Origin of the sequence: Candidatus Methylobacter favarea (assembly GCF_902806695.1) — a bacterium.
Classification (GTDB): domain Bacteria; phylum Pseudomonadota; class Gammaproteobacteria; order Methylococcales; family Methylomonadaceae; genus Methylobacter_B; species Methylobacter_B favarea.
Map to the genome: position 1 here is coordinate 23,371 of NZ_CADCXN010000058.1, position 18,339 is coordinate 41,709.

The window sequence follows — 18,339 nt, forward strand, 5'->3', positions numbered from 1 at the left end:
CTGATTTTTTGACATTATTGAATGCACTGTTAAGGTGCATAAAAATAAATGCTTTAAGATTATTATAAATAAAAAGTAAATTTAAATGTATGCCAAAATAAAAAATCTTATAATTTACAATAGCTTGTTAGTTATGAGATTTTAATGTGATTTTGGTGTGCTACTTGCTTGTCTATTTAAAGAACTTTTACAATATCTTATGAACTTTACTTATCCTTATTTTCCCGCCTGGGCAAAAAAGAGCAGTTATTCGCCTTTAGCGAATAGATGGTTAAACTGCCTGAAGACTGCGGTATCCTATGGCAATCTCTCAAAGCCTTCTCCCGCGCTGCCTGCTGTTGTTGCTCATATTGTGAAAGTTCCGGGAGTTAACGTAAAAATCCCGAGGATCAGGCCGCCTGTGACACCGTGCCCGATGCCGGGGCAGCAGAAATGGTTAGGTGCAATGCTTTGTACGGATTTTGGGGCTTTTTCCAATAAAAAATACAGCGGAATTAACTCATGAAGAAAAGGATTCACTAAAAGTGACAAGAATGCAGACTGAAGTAAAGAAAACTGTTAAGGTTTAATTACCCGGGCTAACTAGGTATTCATGAAGACCAGGAAATTTGCAGCAAGCTGAACTGCGGCAAATAAGACTCACAAACAAACGGCAACAGGTATAATTATTATGACAATTCGTGTGGCACTTCGTCACCAAACTGTATACAACTTCGATAGACCGGTAACCCTGTCGCCTCATGTCTTTCGCTTGCGTCCTGCGGTCCATAGTCGGACGCCGATTAAAAGCTATGCATTGCGCATTGAGCCGAAAAATCATTTCATCAACTGGCAGCAGGATCCGTTTGGCAATATTCTTGCCCGCGTGGTATTTCCTGAAAAATGCCAAAAACTCAGCGTTGAGGTTGAAGTGATTGCCGATTTGACTGTAATCAACCCCTTTGATTTTTTTGTTGAGGAGTATGCGGAAAAATATCCATTTAAATATGATTCGCAAACACTCAAGGAACTGCAACCCTATCTGGAAATTACTGAAAACGACCCCTTATTAAAAAGATGGATTAAAAATCTTGATATCAGCGAGCGTACTATTAATGACTTTCTGGTAGATGTTAATCGCCAGGTCTTTGAAGACATTGGCTATAATATCCGCATGGAAGTGGGCATTCAAAGCTGCGCGGAAACCTTGCAAAAACGCAGCGGGTCGTGTCGTGATTCGGCCTGGCTGCTGGTACAAATACTTCGTCATCTGGGGCTGGCCGCGCGTTTCGTTTCCGGCTATCTCGTGCAACTGTCTGCAGATATAAAGTCGCTGGACGGACCTTCAGGGCCGGAACAGGACTTTACTGATTTGCATGCCTGGGCCGAAGTTTACATTCCCGGCGCCGGCTGGATAGGTTTGGATCCAACATCGGGCCTGCTTGCCGGCGAAGGCCATATTCCACTGGCTTGTACGCCGAATCCGGCCAGTGCGGCTCCGGTTACCGGCAGCACCGACAAATGCGAGGTAGAATTTGAATTTAGCAATACCGTGGAACGACTGCATGAAGATCCGCGCGTCACTAAACCTTATACCGATGAGCAATGGTATTATATTGATGCCCTGGGACAGCAAATCGACAAGCAGTTAATTGAGGATGATGTCCGGTTAACCATGGGCGGCGAGCCTACCTTTGTGTCCGTCGATGACATGGAGGGCGAGGAATGGAATACCGATGCTGACGGCCAGCATAAACGCGATCGTGCGCAGGCATTGACCAAACGCCTGCGTGACGTATTTGCAGCAGGCGCCATGCTGCACTATGGCCAAGGCAAATGGTACCCTGGCGAGCCCTTGCCGCGCTGGCAATACGGCATTTTCTGGCGCAAGGATAATATTCCCGTTTGGCGGAATCCGAAACTGCTGGCTGAAATTACTCAGGATTATGGCTATACCGTTAACCATGCGCACCAATTTATCAATCAGGTCACCCATAGGTTAGGCATTCCGCTTCGGCATGTCACTACCGCCTTTGAAGACAGCTTTTATTATTTATGGCAGGAAGGCACGTTACCGGAAAATCTGGATCCTCTAAAAGCCAATCTGAAAGATTCAATTGAGCGCAAAACGCTTGCCCAATTATTGGATGCCAATTTAGGTCAGCCGGCCGGATTTGCACTGCCGGTCAAGTGGAACTGGTCAGAGCAATGCTGGCAAAGCGGCCCCTGGAATTTTCGCCGCGGCCAGATGTTTCTGATTCCCGGCAATTCACCCATGGGTATGCGCCTGCCGCTGGGCAGCCTGCCCTGGATTGCACCCGATAAAATCGATATAGAGGAACCTCAAAGCCTGTTTGAAGAGCTTCCCGAACTCGGCGAATATTATGGTGAAGTGGCGCGCCGTTATAGTCATTTTGAAAAAAATCCCGAAGAGCATTCGGAAATTTTCACCCAGGAGCCGGGCGATGAAACAATACAGGTTGAAGTGCCGCATACGGCGCTGTGCATAGAAGCCCGAGATGGCCGTCTGCATATTTTTATGCCGCCCCTTACACTGCTGGAGCATTATCTTGAACTGATTGCCGTCATTGAAGCAACGGCAGAAAACCTCGCAATGACAGTGGTGCTTGAAGGCTACGAACCTCCGCGCGATTATCGTATGGAACGGCTGATGGTTACGCCGGACCCCGGCGTCATTGAAGTTAATATTCATCCGTCCAAAAGCTGGCCGGAGCTGGTAGAAAAAACCACCATCCTCTATGAACAGGCGCATCAGGTCAGACTGGGTACGGAAAAATTCATGCTGGACGGCCGCCATACCGGCACCGGCGGGGGCAACCATATCACTATGGGCGCTGATACGCCGATCAACAGCCCGTTGTTACGCCGTCCAGATTTGCTGCGCAGTTTGATCACTTACTGGCAGCATCATCCCGGTTTGTCCTATTTATTTTCCGGCATGTTTATCGGCCCTACCAGCCAGGCGCCGCGCGTCGATGAAGGCAGAGATGAAAAACTTTATGAGCTGGAAATCGCTTTTCAGCAAGTGCCCGAAGGCGAAGTGCCCGAACCCTGGCTGGTTGATCGTTTGCTGCGCCATTTATTGACCGATGTTACAGGCAATACGCATCGATCCGAGTTTTGCATCGACAAGCTGTATTCGCCGGACAGTTCGGCAGGAAGGCTGGGTCTATTGGAACTCAGAGCCTTTGAAATGCCGCCGCATGCGCGTATGGCTCTGGTGCAAACCTTATTGCTGCGCTCACTGATAGCCTGGTTTTGGCGGGAACCGTATAAACACGATCTGGTGCGCTGGGGAACGGAATTGCATGATCGTTTCATGCTGCCGCATTATGTGCGGGAAGATATGAAGGACGTCATCAAAGATCTGCGCCGAGCCGGTTATGACTTTGAACTGGAATGGCTGGAGCCGTTTTTTGAATTCCGCTTTCCGCGTTACGGCAATACGCTGGTTGACGGCATTGATCTGGAACTGCGCTTTGCTATTGAACCCTGGCATGTACTGGGTGAGGAAGTAAGCAGTACCGGTACCGCCCGGTATGTGGATTCTTCAGTAGAGCGCTTGCAGGTTAAAGTGAGCGGATTTACTGAAGGCCGCTATGTAATAACTTGCAACAACCGGCGTCTGCCATTGCGGGCTACCGGCCGCAAAGGTGAGTTTGTTGCCGGTGTGCGGTATCGCGCCTGGCAGCCCCCTTCGGCCTTGCACCCGACCATTAGCCCGCATGTGCCTTTAGTAATTGATGTGATCGATACCTGGAACGGACATTCCGTGGGCGGCTGTACTTATTATGTAGCTCATCCAGGCGGCCGCAGTTATGATGCTTTTCCAGTGAACAGTTTCGAAGCGGAAGCGCGGCGCATTACCCGGTTTTGGGATTATGGACATACCCCGGGTCCTGTAAGTCGTGCTCCCATTGCACCGTCTCCCGTGTCGCCTTCCGATAACCCGGCCGTGGCAAAATTTATTGTAAAGGACGAAGCGCCACGCCCTATGGCGCCTCCGGCAGAAGAATTGAGCGAAGAATATCCTTTTACCCTGGATTTGCGGCATCGCCGTCATTAATAGCTTATTCGGGCAGACAGCGCAAAGACATGAAAAAATTCCTGTGCTGTGAGTGGTTTTGCGCTTATTGGAATATTAACCATGTCAACGCCATCATCAAATGAATAGCTTTAAGGACTGACTTGTGCGCAATACAGAGGCATCCACCAGCGATATTGGCGTGCAGTATTATGCGACACAACTCGGCACATATGATGAGATGTATGCGACCGAAGATAAAGTTCTGCCGTATTGGGAGCGCTTTCTCAGCGCGCTCGAAAGTATGGGCAGTGAAGAACTTGAGCTTCGGCGCAGGGAAGCCCAGCGTTTGCTGCGCGAAAATGGGGTTACCTATAATGTTTATGGGGATTTGCAAAAATTAGCCAGACCCTGGAAGCTTGATCCTGTTCCCTTACTGATCAGCAACGAACAATGGACTGTTATCGAAGCCGGCCTTAAGCAGCGAGCCAGGCTGCTCGATCTGATCTTGAAAGATGTTTATGATCAACAAATACTGCTGAAAAAAGGCTTGTTGCCGGTTGAGCTGGTTTATGGCCATGAAGGTTTCCTGCATCCGTGTGTCGGGGCATTGCCAGAACAGCAGCGGCAACTGATTATTTATTCAACGAATCTTGCTCGCGGCCCAAACGGCCGCATGTGGGTACTGGATGATCGCACCCAGGCGCCTTCCGGCTCGGGATATGCCTTGGAAAACCGGACAGTGATGACCCGGGTCTTGCCCGATATCTTTGCTGCCACTCAGGTGCATCGGCTATCGGGCTTTTTCAAGGCCTTGCGCAGAGGCCTTGCTGATATTGCGCCGCATAACAAGGAAGATCCCTGCATTGTTGTGCTGACGCCGGGTTCGCTTAATGAAACTTATTTTGAACATGCCTACCTGGCCTCCTACCTTGGCTATACCCTGGTTCAGGGCGGGGATTTGACTGTTCGGGACGGCCGTGTATGGCTCAAATCCTTGCAAGGTTTGCAACAGATCGATGTTATTTTGCGCCGCGTCGATGATTCTTTTTGCGATCCGCTGGAATTGCGCAGCGGTTCCAGGCTGGGCATTGCGGGCCTCCTTGAAGCTGTACGGCGCGGCAATGTGGCTATCGCCAATCCGTTGGGCAGCAGTATTCTGGAAAATCCCGCACTTCTTGCTTTTTTGCCCCGACTGGCCCGCTATTTTTTAAATCAGGAGCTGATTCTGCCTTCGGTTGCAACCTGGTGGTGCGGGCAACGGCGCGAACGCGAGTTTGTCCTGCTCAACCTTGAGCGTCTGATTATTAAGCCGATCAACCGTAGCCAGGCCAATGAAGTCGTGTTTGGCAACCTGCTTAACAGTAAAGAAAAAGAATTGTTGCGTGCAAAAATTATTGCCAAACCGCATTTATATGTAGGACAGGAACAGGTCAGTTTTTCTACGGTGCCGGCATTTATTGATCAGCATATAGAACCGCGGAACGCAGTCTTGCGTAACTTTATTGTCGCTGGAAGAGATGATTATGAAGTGATGCCGGGCGGCCTGACGCGTATTGCCCGCGAGAAAGATAACTTTGTAGTGTCGAATCAGGCGGGCGGCATCAGTAAAGATACGTGGGTATTAGCTAGCGAACCTGAAAAACATGTGAGTTTATGGTCACAGACGGGGCGCAATTTTGTCAGCGAGGCAGTCAGTGAGTCGCTTCCAAGCCGCGCGGCTGACAACTTGTTTTGGGTCGGGCGTCATCTTGAGCGCATGGAAGCGGCAACACGGCTGTTGCGAACGGTGTTATTGAAATTAAGGGAAACACTTGAATTTAAAACTCCTGTTGATACCGAGTGCCTGGCAGTATTGTTGCGTTCCATCACTCATGTAACCGGCACCTATCCGGGCTTTGTCAGAGGCAACCTGCAAAACCTGAAAGCCTCTCAGAGCGAACTGTTATCGCTGGCTAAAGATATTAACCGCTCAGGCTCGCTGGCAGCAAATATACAGGCCTTTTCTCAAGCCGCATTCAACATACGCGATTTGTGGTCTCTGGATATTTGGCGCAGCATCGATAATATACAGCGAAGATGGCAGCAGCGCGTCATTAATCATGACTGTAATATCGATCAGTTACAGAATAGTCTTGACGAATTGATTACCCATATTGTCGCCTTTACAGGCTTGACCAGCGAGAGCATGACCCGTGAAGCGGGGTGGTTAATGCTGGATTGCGGACGCAGGCTGGAGCGCGCGCTGGCGCTTATTGCATTGCTCCGCTCAACACTGGTGTTAAAACACGAGAACGCTTTACAGAATCAGGTGCTTGAGGCAGTTTTGTTTGCAACTGACAGCTTGAGCATTTATCAAAAACGCTATCGTTCATTTATCCAGCTGCCGATGGTGCTGCAATTATTGCTGATGGATGAAACCCATCCGCGTTCGCTCGCTTACCAGCTTCATCAATTATCCCGGCATCTCGGCGCCTTGCCTAAAGGCAAAAGCACGGGCCCTTTAAGTGAGGAAGATCGGTTAATTTTAAAAGCTTATACTGATCTACGAGTCATCAAGGTGCTTGAATTAACCCAACTCAATGACAATGCCGCTATTTATACTGATCTTGACAGGCTGCTTGCAAATACAGCTGATTTGTTAAAACAAATTTCAGAAGTGATAGGACAGGCCTATTTTAGTCATTCTCAGGTGTCACAGATCATGACGCCTATTGCAGTTGAGGATGAATTGTGAAATACCGGATTACCCATACGACTATTTATAATTACAGCCAGGCGGTAGGTCTGTGCCAAAATGAAGCAAAGCTGCAACCGCGTGATTTCTGGCGCCAGCAATGTCAATCCAGTCGCTTTGAAATTACGCCCACGCCTGCGGATTTCCGCGAGCGCACTGATTTTTTCGGCAACCGGTTAGCTTATTTTGCTATTCAGCAGCCGCATAAGCAGCTGACTGTAACTGCCATTAGTGAAGTAATGCTCTTCCCCAGGCAAAATACGATGGATTTGGATAATCAGGTAGCTTGGGAACAAGTGCGCGATATGTTACAGGAGTCGCCGAATCAAATCCAGACTCAGGCCCAGAGCCAATTCCAGAGTCAGAACCTGGGTGTGGAATTACTTGATGCCCGGCAATATATTTTTGATTCCCCGATGGCGACGACTAGCCCGGAGCTTGCAGACTATGCCAAGAATTCATTCCTGCCGAATCGTCCCCTGGTTGAAGTCGTGCGCGATTTAATGCAGCGTATTTACACCGATTTTATTTATGATCCAACCTTTACTACTATCGCTACGCCGCTGTCTGACGTTTTGGCTCACCGGCGCGGCGTTTGTCAGGATTTTGCGCATCTGGCTATCGCCGGCCTGCGCGCTTACGGCATCGCATCCCGTTATATCAGCGGCTATATTGAAACGGCAACTCAGCCCGGCAAGCTGCGTCTGGTGGGAGCAGACGCTTCGCATGCCTGGTTTGCGGTTTATCTTCCGGGAAGCGGCTGGCTGGAGTTTGATCCAACCAATAATAAATTGCCGCATGATCAGCATATCACGCTGGCCTGGGGGCGGGATTATTCAGATGTCACCCCTCTTAAAGGCATAGCTTTCGGCGGCGGCCAGCATACCTTGTCCGTATCGGTTGATGTGCTAAGGCTTGCATGACTTAATAAATTGCACCAAGAGCACAAAGTTTTTTCGCGCCCTGTGGGGCGTTCTTTTAAATTTAGTACCTTAAAACTGGAGTTGTATGACTACTATTCATTTTATTGGCGGCGAGAAAGGCGGAGTCGGTAAATCCGTCGTTGCGCGGGTGTTGGCTCAATATATGATTGACAATGAAATACCGTTTACCGGTTTTGATACGGATCGCTCGCACGGCGCGCTGCTGCGTTTTTACTCGGACTATGCATCGCCTACCATTATCGATAATTACCAAAGTCTGGATGCCATTATGGAAACGGCTTCAGCGAACCCTGAACAGCGCATCCTGGTTGACCTTGCGGCTCAAACGCATCATCCCTTGGAGCAATGGATAGATGAGTCGGGCGTACTGGAACTGGCTGATGAACTGGGGATTTCCTTATGCTATTGGAATGTGATGGATTCGGGCAAGGATTGCGTGGATTTGCTCAACAAATTGCTCGACCAATATGGCACAAATTTCAATTATATAGTGGTCCGGAACCAGCTTCGCGATGATAATTTTACTATCCTGGAAACCTCGGGTGTAAAGGACCGCGCCCTGGCTTTTGGTGCCAAAATTATTACCTTAAAGAAGCTGCATGCCCCGGTAATGACGAAAATTGACGGTAACAGTTCGAGTTTCTGGGCGGCAAAAAATAAAGATACAGACAATCTCAACGCCTTGGGTTTGCTGGAACGGCAACGCGTGAAAATCTGGCTGAGACACGCTTATAGTGAGATTGAATCCGTAGGTTTGTAATGATTTTCCTGTTAAGCACAAATTTATCTTCACCTTCCTGGGTTGAATAAATCCCCCGGGCCGCACCTGCTTGCAACAGCTGGGTTTAATGCTGCTGCTTTAAAGGCTGATCTGACCGTTTTTAACACTCTGGACGGTCGGGTCAATTTACCGGATAATTATAAAATTATCCCTTGAATAAATTAACCTTAAAAAAGTTTATTGTTTACCGCTATGGTTGTATTTCTGGATCAGAAAGATGAGGTGGGATAAGATATTGTAAATTTTTGCCTTGCTTTTTTAATTTATGACTTATTGTATTGCCGCCTCTATAAATGAAGGACTGATACTGGTTTCTGATTCACGGACCAATGCAGGCATTGATAATGTCAGCACGCATGGCAAAATGCATGCCTTTAATACCACGAGCGATCGTAAGATTGTTTTATTATGCGCAGGCAATCTCGCCACTACTCAGGCAGTTTTAGAGCAATTGCACCGCGATAAACTCAAAAATACACCCATCAATTTTAATACTGTCGACTGCTTGTCGGCAGCGGCGGCTTATTTAGGTCATGTCAGTGTTGAAAAGCAAAAGCAGCATATAAATGCCGAGGGACAATCCGCATTTAACCCGTCGGCGAGCTTTATATTAGCGGGGCAAATCGGTGATGAACCTCATGGCGCTTTCATGGTTTACGCCGAAGGCAACAGTATAACTACTTCTGCTAATACGCCTTTTTTACAGATCGGCGAGAGCAAGTACGGCAAACCGATACTGGATCGTTTTCTCAGGCTTGGCAATTCAATAGACGAGGCGGCGCGATGCTGCCTGGTTTCAATGGACTCTACCATTCGCAGTAATGCCAGTGTCGGGCCGCCGGTAGAATTGCTGATTTACCGTAAGGACAGCTTTAGCCTTGACGAGTATTACTCTTTTGAAGGCGATGATGATTATATGTTGCAGCTGCGGCGCTGCTGGGAAAATAAGTTGCGCGAGGCGATTGCCGCCTTACCTGATTTAGATAAGGAATCAGCTAAATCTATGCAGATTGATCTATAAGCATACTGCCGTGTCTTCAGGACATGAAAATTTTCAGGTTTGGGCCTCCTGGAACAGAAGCTTTATAAATTAAAATAATTTATGGCGCCTATCAACGGCGTGCGGGGGTTTAAGCATAGTTTAACCGGGACTTTATCAAGCAAGGGAAGAAGTCGGCCTTTGGCTTTAAAGACCTGCATAAATTTACCGTCAGCCATTGCCGGCAGGATCTTTGGCGCTATACCTCCGCCGATAAACACCCCGCCGATAGCCAATGCTTTCAAGGCCAAATTGCCCGCTTCAGCCCCGTAAATTTCCACAAAAATTCTTACTGCTTCGGCGCATAATGGATCTTCCCCGGAAATACCCAACCGGGAAATAACGGCATTTCTATCGATATCGCTATTTACAGAAGGAACGGCAAGGCATGCAGGCGCAAATTTATGTGCACAGAGGAAATCATAAAGATGACCTAAGCCGTCGCCGGATAAAATGCGTTCATAACTGATATGATCAGAGTACTTTTTCCTAAGATAGGCCACTAATAAATCCTGGTCGGCATTTTGAGCGGCGAAGTCGCAGTGGCCCCCTTCAGTAGCCATAAGATGATGTTTAGCGCCATCCCAATACAGAATGGCTTCGCCAAGCCCGGTGCCGGCAGCGATAACGGCGATATTTCCTGGCTGAATTTCTGCGTTGGTATTTAGCTCTACCAGATCCTTTTCAGACAAATACAACATGCCCAGCGCCATGGCTTCAAGATCATTTAAAAGTTTTACTTTATCGGCTATTCCCAGTTTGATTTTGAGCTCTTCAGAATCGAGAAACCAGGGCAGGTTGGTCGTTTGAACACGTTGTTTTACGACCGGCCCGGCAACGCCAAAACAGGCTGAATCAAGGCTAGCGCCGCTGGGCAAAAAAATGGCCAATATCTCATCAAATTCCTTATATTCGCGGCTTGCGAAAGAGTGTTCCCGAGTGCAAATAAATGAGCCGTCAACCCCCTTGTCCCACAGAGATAAAACTGTTTTTGTTCCTCCTATATCACCTGCCAGAATCATAGGCTATTTCCTTGTTTTGAGGTTTGTTATTATCAAGCAGATGTAATAAGGCATCCAGTATAGCGGCGGCCACATTATAGGGGGGCAGGTGATAGAAGGCTTGCCATGCCAGGGCCGTATTTTCATCGTAATTTTCCCTGTATTCCGGATGAGACTGAAGCCAGCAAATTTTTACTGCATGACCAATAATTATATCAGTCACCAATGTGTCATCTATATGCAATGATGAACTGCTGCGAAAAATAGAAGCTATTGCTTTTAGAGTTTCTACGGTTAACTGTCGATAGACAGGCGCTTGAATCTTATTGAGCAAGTGGTTGACCAGCAATTTGAAGCTTTGTTCGCCAGAAGTCATTTGAGAAAGCGTGGCTTCGCTATCCAGACGTCTGTTACTGTCGAGTTTTTCACCTATCGTTAATCCCCGGCAGTGATGCAGAATATCCCAGACACAGGCAAAAAAGGCAGTATTTTCTCTGCCCACACTGCCTTTTTGCTCGCGCCATTCATACCAGTCCATCGTCTCTTCGCTCGCCATGGGCTCCAGGGTTTTTGGCGACCATGTTTTCGCCAGTTTCTGGTAGTCGCCTTCAAAGTGTAGTGTTTCTGCCAGATCCAGCTGGCTTTCCGTATTACTGTAGTCTTCCAGGGTTTCCTGGACTTTTTTGGATAATTGATAAGGCGGTAAAGACATAATCAGGGTAAAGGCCTGATCCAGCGTGCAGCTTGCTTCCCGCTTTTGTCTGACTATGATTAACTGAAGTATGTGACCTACTCTTACGGTATACATATCCGCGAACAGTTCGGGTTTTGATTTGATTAACAGGCCCAGGTAAATGATCAATTCCTGAATAATGATGCGTTCACTGGCATCGTTATTGTTGTAGGTACGGATGGTTTGAAGAATCTCCGAAGAATCAGCCGGACGCCTTAAGGTAGCTCGGCCGCTGTAAGCCCGGCCCACCGTCAAGGCATGCTGCCGAATCAGTATCTCATTAGCCGTCTGTTCCAGATTTATATCGTATTTGCCCAGTAAACCGGCACAGCGCCTGACTATGTACCAGGCATGCTGATCTCCTGCCCGCTCATAAATTTCTTCCAGCAGGTCGCGCACGGTGCAGATTTTTCCATCAGCTGTTACTAAACCGGTGTCATACTCCAAACCATGACGATTACTCAGCAGATTTAGTGCTTCGAGCTGGGCATAAAGATTGGAATTATTTTTCAGTTGCTCAATGAGTAGAGCATCTTCACTGATTTCCCATTCAGTCAGTAACCGGGGACTCAATGGTATGGATATGGCATTACTGACAGGCAAGGCCTGAAAACAGGGTCGCTGAGTTTCTTGCCAGGATGCTTTGGAGAACTTAAAGTCATGCAAATAGTTGATTTTTTCATAACTTGAGCTTGCTTCGAAATCGGCAAGCTTTCCGACTTGCAAGGAAATACCTTGAGCGGTGCCTTGCTGCAGTTCCTTGATAAATTCAATAAGAATTTCCCGATTATGGCTGCCCAGCATATTATGTTTTATGGTCATGATTAACAATGGGTTACCCCGCCTATCCCAATGTTTGTAAAGATATGCAAATTCGAGGCGCAGACGCTGTATCAGTAAACGGTTGTCCATCGCCAGATAAAAGCCTTTCTGATTGAGACATTGCGGTAAAAAAAGCAGACGCTCACCCGCCAGTATATACATCTTGGAGGTTGCCAGGGTTCTAAGCTGCCGCAACGGGCGGCCTGTCAAGCCGATACGGTCATTTCTGCCTACATGCGTATAGGCCTCGGCGAGTTCATTGGCTTCCCTTATTTGAACAGGGGCTATTTCAGCCAGGATCTGAGTGCAAATGCCGTCTTCCCTCAGGCTGGATTGTACGGCTTCATCCTGCGCCAGCAACAAAACTTGCAGTGTGCAATCCGGGTTTTGCTTGATAATCTTGTGTCGTCCCAAGGGGTCTATGTCATCACAACTCAGCAAACCATCCTGAATAAGACTAGCCAATATAAAAAGGCTTTGCGCCCAAACCAAAGGGATATTGTCATTGGGAACACGTTCCTGGCTATGAGGCCTGGCTTTTTCTGCGTCAATCGAAGCTATTGGAACACTATACAGTTCCGGTAATAATTGCTGACCATTTTGTTCAATGACTAGGCTTTCCAGTTTACTGTGGTAGTGCAAAGCGGCTTCGTTATCGCCTTTGAACAGATTGGCAAGCAGTAAATAGGTAAAAAACAATGGCCATTCACATTCAATATCGGTGAATTGTTTTAATTCATAGGGATCGTAATAATGGCGATAATGGTCTTCTATTGCTGTTTGATGACCGTCTAGCAAGAAGCGTTTGCAGCCATACCGGCCTTCCAGTTTTTCGCAAATAATCGCTTCTGTTTCTGCCCGAATGGCCTGATTATCAACCGCGAAAGCGGGAAATCCGGTGATGCTCAAAAGGGCTGAATCCGTCTCTTTGGAAATGGATTCTCTGGGCAAAAGGGATTCCAGGGTAATCCGCGTCCTGGCGACATCATCACTGATAACATGGACAACAGACGCTTGACCGCCTTCCTGTCCAAATAAATTAAAACCGGACAAGGCTTCCAATGCCGCTTTTGCCATGCCGATCGAACTGGCGTTTAACTCGGCGATGCCATGATTGGTTTTATGGCCGCGCTCCCAGATGCCGTAGTCAGGGGTGCGATAGGTACGACTGATATAATGCACCAGATTTTGCACAAAATTGACTTCATCAATGGTAAAGACAATACGCAGACCCGAGGCGATCATTTGCGCCAGCATCAGCAGAAATAAAGAGGTTGCGTCGAGTTGCAAGTGCCCCCACTCCTGATCGCCAACGACGCAAGCTCCCGATTTTGTATCGTATTTTGCATGCAAGGCGTCCAGCGGATTCTGGGTATGCTTGAATTTTTCAACTTTAGGCGCCTGCCGCATCATAGCTGTCAGCAGGCCGCGCATCAATTTAACAACGCTTTGCTCCAGAAGATAAGTTCGTCCGTTCGCCTCGCCGTCGCGTCGATAAGCCAGGGCTAAACCCCACGCCGCCAGAATGCTGTAGACATTATCCCTTACCCAGGCATCGTTATAATTGCCATGCACGTTGACAGCTGTACTCGCGGGAAGCAAACCGCTTACCCAATCCTGTCTGTTGAGAATGATTTCCTGCACCTGCCGGTAATAATTTTCCAGCTTGTCATGTGGGCTGTTCAGTTTCATATTCAGGCAAAGTTTAGGTGTTAGGGATTTATTGGCTCTAGTTAAAATACCCTGGCTAATTAACTTGAGTCTATACTGGTTCCTCGGCCACTGCACTTAAAAACCAGTTGGCGGTAATCTGAATATGCAGCTCGCCCAATTTATTTTGTAAATCATCGAGTATGGCTCGTAATTGCAGTTGCGTAGCCCGCCGGGTATCTATTGCCTGTACATACGTTTTCAGTTCCATAAGTTTTTCCGGCAAAAGATCATGGTTGGGCAGTCTGTTAATACAATCTGCTATTTCAACAATACAACATGCTACCGAACGCGGCAGGTTGGTATCAAGGAGAAGAAAATTCAGGACATCATCGCCATTAACACGGCTTCGAAAATGCAGTCGATACATTAACAAGGCATTCAGGGATTTTAGAATATTCATCCATAAAATGGTCTCGTACTGACGCATTTCAGCGCTGCGCGATTCTGCTAGCAGTAAGGAAGCCAAATCAAGAATCCGACTGGTCATATCGGCACGTTCAAGGTTTCTTCCCAGCCGGATAAACCGGTAGGGATGATTATGGCTCATATACCCTGATAATAAGCCGGTGAAACGCTGACAGCCTTTTAAAATCTCATTTACAAACAAGACCCTGCTGTGGCGGCTGGCGATGGCATCGAGATTATTTTTGGCGAACAGGTACATTTCGTTGACCTGCTCCCAGGCTTCATCGGGCAATAGTTCCCGCGATGTGCGAATATTTTCTCTGGCGGAGCTTAATGATGAGATTAGTGAGCCCGGATAGCTTAAATCGGTTAGCAGAAAACGCGTTACATTGCGCTCGTTTACAAGTTTATTTCTTTCATTAAAATCTCTTTCCGAAGCATTAATGCGGATCAGTTGCTGCCAGCCCATTTCAACACCTCTGGGTAGGTCCAAAAGTAAATTCATGTGCACACTGACCAGTCTGGCGATGTTTTCAGTACGTTCCAGATAGCGCGCCAACCAATACAGGCGTTCCGCAGAACGCGATAACATCAAGCGTTCTCCATATTAATAATCCAGGTATCCTTACTGCCGCCGCCCTGTGATGAATTAACGACTAATGAACCTTTTTTCAGCGCCACGCGGGTTAAGCCGCCGGCGGTCACAAAGGTATTAGCGCCTTGCAAAATGAAGGGCCGCAGGTCTATATGCCGGGGCTCCAGCCGGCCTTTGCACAAGGTGGGAGAAGTCGAAATTGCCAAGGTCGGCTGAGCGATATAATTGCGGGGATTTGCTTGAATGACCTTGCGGAACGCCGCTATTTCCTTTGCCAACGCATGAGGCCCTACCAGCATTCCGTAACCGCCCGACTCATTCGCCGGTTTAATGACCAGTTCGGCGATATGTTCAAGAACATAGGCGAGATGGTCTTCATTACTGCACAAGTATGTCGGCACATTTGGAATAATCGGCTCTTCATTCAAATAGTAGCGGATCATTTCCGGTACATAGGCATACACGACTTTATCATCTGCCACGCCTGCGCCCGGCGCATTAGCCAGGGCGACATTGCCAGCTTTCCATGCGCGCATCAAACCGCGCACTCCCAATGCAGAATCTTTACGAAATACCTCCGGATCAAGAAAATCATCGTCTATGCGCCGGTAAATAACATCAACCTGCTCCAGCCCTTCAATCGTGCGCATATAGACGCGGTCATCGTCATTGACTATGAGGTCGCTGCCTTCGACAAGTTGAGCGCCCATTTGCTGAGCCAAATAGGCGTGCTCAAAATAAGCGGAATTGTAGATGCCGGGTGTTAGCACAACAACATGCGGATTATGGTTCTGGTTATAGGCTATTGATGAGAGCATGTCATGCAGTTGAGTGGGGTAATCATCAATGGGCAGAATATCGGTGTCCTGCAGCAGTTCCGGAAAAACCCGCTTGGTAATAACCCGGTTTTCAAGCATATAGGAAACGCCCGAAGGCACGCGCAGGTTGTCTTCCAAAACATACATGACACCGTCTACATCGCGCACCAGATCCGTGCCGCAAATGTTGGCCCAGGCATTATGGCGTGGCTTCATGCCCACGCATTCCTTGCGAAAGTTTTTCGAGCTGTTAATGATCTCGCCCGGAATCTTGCCTTCCTTGATAAAGGCTTGTTCGCCATACACATCATTGATAAAACAGTTTAAAGCGGTTAACCGCTGTTTTAGCCCTTTCTCTATGACCCGCCATTCTCTAGCGTCAATAATGCGCGGAATGATGTCGAAAGGCCAGGCTCTATCTATATTGCCTTCATCACTATAAATAGTGAAGCTGATGCCCATTTCCATAATTGCCAGCTCAGCCGCGATTTTACGCTTATCTATATCATTCTTATTAAGGGAATTTAAATACTGGCACAAGCCGTGACTAACCCGGCGCGGTTGAAATTCTGAGTGCATGAGCTCATCGTACGCGCCCTCTGTTTTATATTTTTCCCAGATTGATTTCATAGCATTTCGGTTTTATATTAAATTTATAATGCACCAGCATAAATAATGCCATTCTTGAGAAATTTTCTTTAATAGAATACTTCGTTTCTATTTTATAAAATAACATAACCCGCTTTATCTAATGTAGAAAAGACGGGGGGTGTTTAAAATTTTCATAAAATTATTTTTGTACCCGGCCATTAGGAAATAGCACTATGTAATCTTTCCAGCGAAATTACCAAGTGAATATAATTTATTGGAAATGCCCTATTTTGGGGTGTCACGCATTAAATTGGTGCAAAAAGGAAGCGCTAATTTCTGAAGTTATTTAGGTCAGGGTAATTAAATTGATTTAATTATATAATTATTTCCTGCTCATTATGCTCACTATTAAGACCTTAGTAGAAAGTCCCTAAATTAATTTTAGATACGGAAAGCGGCAACAGAAGGAAGATAAGGCATTGCAGCGCTGCAATGTGGTGATAACTCCCAAAAGCAAGCTTGGATGTGTCAAAAATAAAACGGATAAAGCAGGGAGAACCAGATAGTTTTTAATAGTAATATTTTTATTATTTATCAAGAATCAGCTAACTAAATCAGAAAAATATTCATATTTTCTATCACCCTTATATTTAATGCCATGATTGCCTAAACATGAATAAAAAGCGCAAAAATTCTTCCCATTCGATATTCTCGCCATACGGCAAATTAACCTTAAGCTGAGCTAAGTCCATTCCGCCATGATATCAATCAGCAAGATACGTTCGCCGTCGAGTCTGAGCGCCAGCGTTTTGCAAAGCAGATCCGTGTTAAAGTCCCTATAGCGTTCAGAAGTCACGAGGCGATAGCAATCCTGGGTATCTTCAAGCGCCAGCAGTTGGTAAAAATAAGGCCGCCATGACCAGTTAAAACCGATTGTCCTGGGTTCTTCGAACCATTCCCCGCCGGCAAAATTAAAGTTTGAGGAAATTTGTTCGCCCTTGTTGTTGCATAAGTAAAATCTTAGCACCCCGCTTTTTTCAAAGGGATGAGCAGACAGTTCATTTAAATTGAAGTCCGTTTCGAGGGCTTTCTGTAGCAGTCCAATCAAGCCCTTAACTTTGCCGATATATTGAATTTTATCGCGTTCCTTAAGCAGGGTTTTTTGCAGAAATCTATTTCTTAATAGGTTAATACGCCCTCGATAATATGTTGAATCCTTGAAGTCGGCTTCGGCCGGCGCAAACAGGTAGCCTTGCATATACTGGGCTCCGCAGTTTAATCCAAAAAGAAATTCATTATCTGTTTCCACCCCTTCACAAACAACACGACAGCCGGTGCGTTTGCCCAAACGGGTTAATAGATGCACTATATCACTGGCAATGCCGCCTTCGGTTGCCTTTTGAAATAACTGCATATCCAGCTTGATGATGTCCGGACGTATGGCCATGACTCTTTCCAGCTGTGAAAAGCCCGCGCCAAAATCATCAATGGCTACTTTCAAGCCATGTTTCCGGTATATCCGGACCACTTTCGTCAGCTTGTCCAGATCGCCTTTTGATTCAGTTATTTCAATGATAATGCGGTCTCTATCGATGTTAAGCTCATCGATCATTCGTATGGTTGGCAATGAATTGATATCCGAAACATAGTCAATCCATGCCGCCGATATATTAAGGTTTAAATAACCGCTGTAATTTAACCGGCTGAATCGCTGCAGCGCCTGACGCCGGATAATGCGGTCCCATTCAATCAATTGTTCAGCAGGAAGCTCTCGGGAAGAAAATAATTTGCCGGCAGAGATAATCTGGCCCATTTCATTATATTGCCGGGCTAACGCTTCATAGCCGATAACATAGCCGCTGGCAACGCAAACTATGGGCTGAAAATAAGGAAACAGTTTTTTTTCCGGGTTCATATCAGAATGTTATTGAAGGGGTTCTGATATACATGCAATATTTTTGCCATTGACGGGAGAGCAAGACAGCGCTGCTTTGCCTGTTTTTGAAAGTCCAGGCTAAGGACTATTTTCTCTAAAGATAAAAGCTTTATCTAAAAAGCTCGCCTTCAGGTCTAGCGGTTCGCGCTCTTAGAGTCAAACCGGTGGATTGGGCCAACTTGGCAGCTTTCGCCCCATAA

The 18,339-nt window shown here is 46.9% G+C and carries 10 protein-coding genes; 5 read left to right on the forward strand and 5 right to left on the reverse strand.

Annotated elements, in window-relative coordinates:
• Positions 1-670 precede the first annotated feature (670 nt).
• The 5 genes from HUX64_RS08100 (at position 671) to HUX64_RS08120 (ending at position 9,507) form a co-directional block, all read left to right on the forward strand.
• The gene (locus tag HUX64_RS08100) at positions 671-4,066 is read left to right on the forward strand and encodes a transglutaminase family protein (RefSeq protein WP_174625729.1); all 3,396 of its coding nucleotides are present in this window, start codon (positions 671-673) and stop codon (positions 4,064-4,066) included.
• Between the two features lie 124 nt (positions 4,067-4,190).
• On the forward strand, positions 4,191-6,761 hold the full coding sequence (locus HUX64_RS08105) for a circularly permuted type 2 ATP-grasp protein (protein ID WP_246246958.1): 2,571 nt from the start codon (positions 4,191-4,193) through the stop codon (positions 6,759-6,761).
• Complete coding sequence (locus tag HUX64_RS08110) at positions 6,758-7,684, forward strand: transglutaminase family protein (RefSeq protein WP_174625730.1); 927 nt, start codon at positions 6,758-6,760, stop codon at positions 7,682-7,684. The genes HUX64_RS08105 and HUX64_RS08110 overlap by 4 nt, the downstream gene beginning before the upstream one ends.
• 85 nt (positions 7,685-7,769) lie before the next feature.
• A complete protein-coding gene (locus HUX64_RS08115) occupies positions 7,770-8,465 on the forward strand; it encodes a P-loop NTPase family protein (protein WP_174625731.1) in 696 nt (231 codons plus the stop codon).
• A 286-nt stretch (positions 8,466-8,751) separates the two neighbouring features.
• Complete coding sequence (locus HUX64_RS08120) at positions 8,752-9,507, forward strand: proteasome-type protease (protein ID WP_174625732.1); 756 nt, start codon at positions 8,752-8,754, stop codon at positions 9,505-9,507.
• A gap of 62 nt (positions 9,508-9,569) precedes the next feature.
• Here HUX64_RS08120 and glk read toward each other — a convergent pair whose 3' ends face one another.
• From glk to HUX64_RS08145, 5 genes are all read right to left on the reverse strand, one after another.
• Entirely contained in the window at positions 9,570-10,547 is a 978-nt protein-coding gene (glk, locus tag HUX64_RS08125; RefSeq protein ID WP_174625733.1) for a glucokinase, read from the reverse strand.
• Complete coding sequence (locus tag HUX64_RS08130; protein WP_174625734.1) at positions 10,531-13,773, reverse strand: glycoside hydrolase family 15 protein; 3,243 nt, start codon at positions 13,771-13,773, stop codon at positions 10,531-10,533. Before HUX64_RS08130 ends, glk begins: the two co-directional genes overlap by 17 nt.
• 70 nt (positions 13,774-13,843) lie before the next feature.
• Positions 13,844-14,791: an alpha-E domain-containing protein gene (locus HUX64_RS08135; protein ID WP_174625735.1), complete on the reverse strand. Its 948-nt coding sequence runs from the start codon at positions 14,789-14,791 to the stop codon at positions 13,844-13,846.
• Entirely contained in the window at positions 14,791-16,242 is a 1,452-nt protein-coding gene (locus HUX64_RS08140; RefSeq protein WP_174625736.1) for a circularly permuted type 2 ATP-grasp protein, read from the reverse strand. The genes HUX64_RS08135 and HUX64_RS08140 overlap by 1 nt, the downstream gene beginning before the upstream one ends.
• A gap of 703 nt (positions 16,243-16,945) precedes the next feature.
• Positions 16,946-18,118, reverse strand: a complete 1,173-nt coding sequence (locus HUX64_RS08145) for an EAL domain-containing protein (RefSeq protein WP_174625737.1) — start codon at positions 18,116-18,118, stop codon at positions 16,946-16,948.
• Between the last annotated feature and the right edge of the window lie 221 nt (positions 18,119-18,339).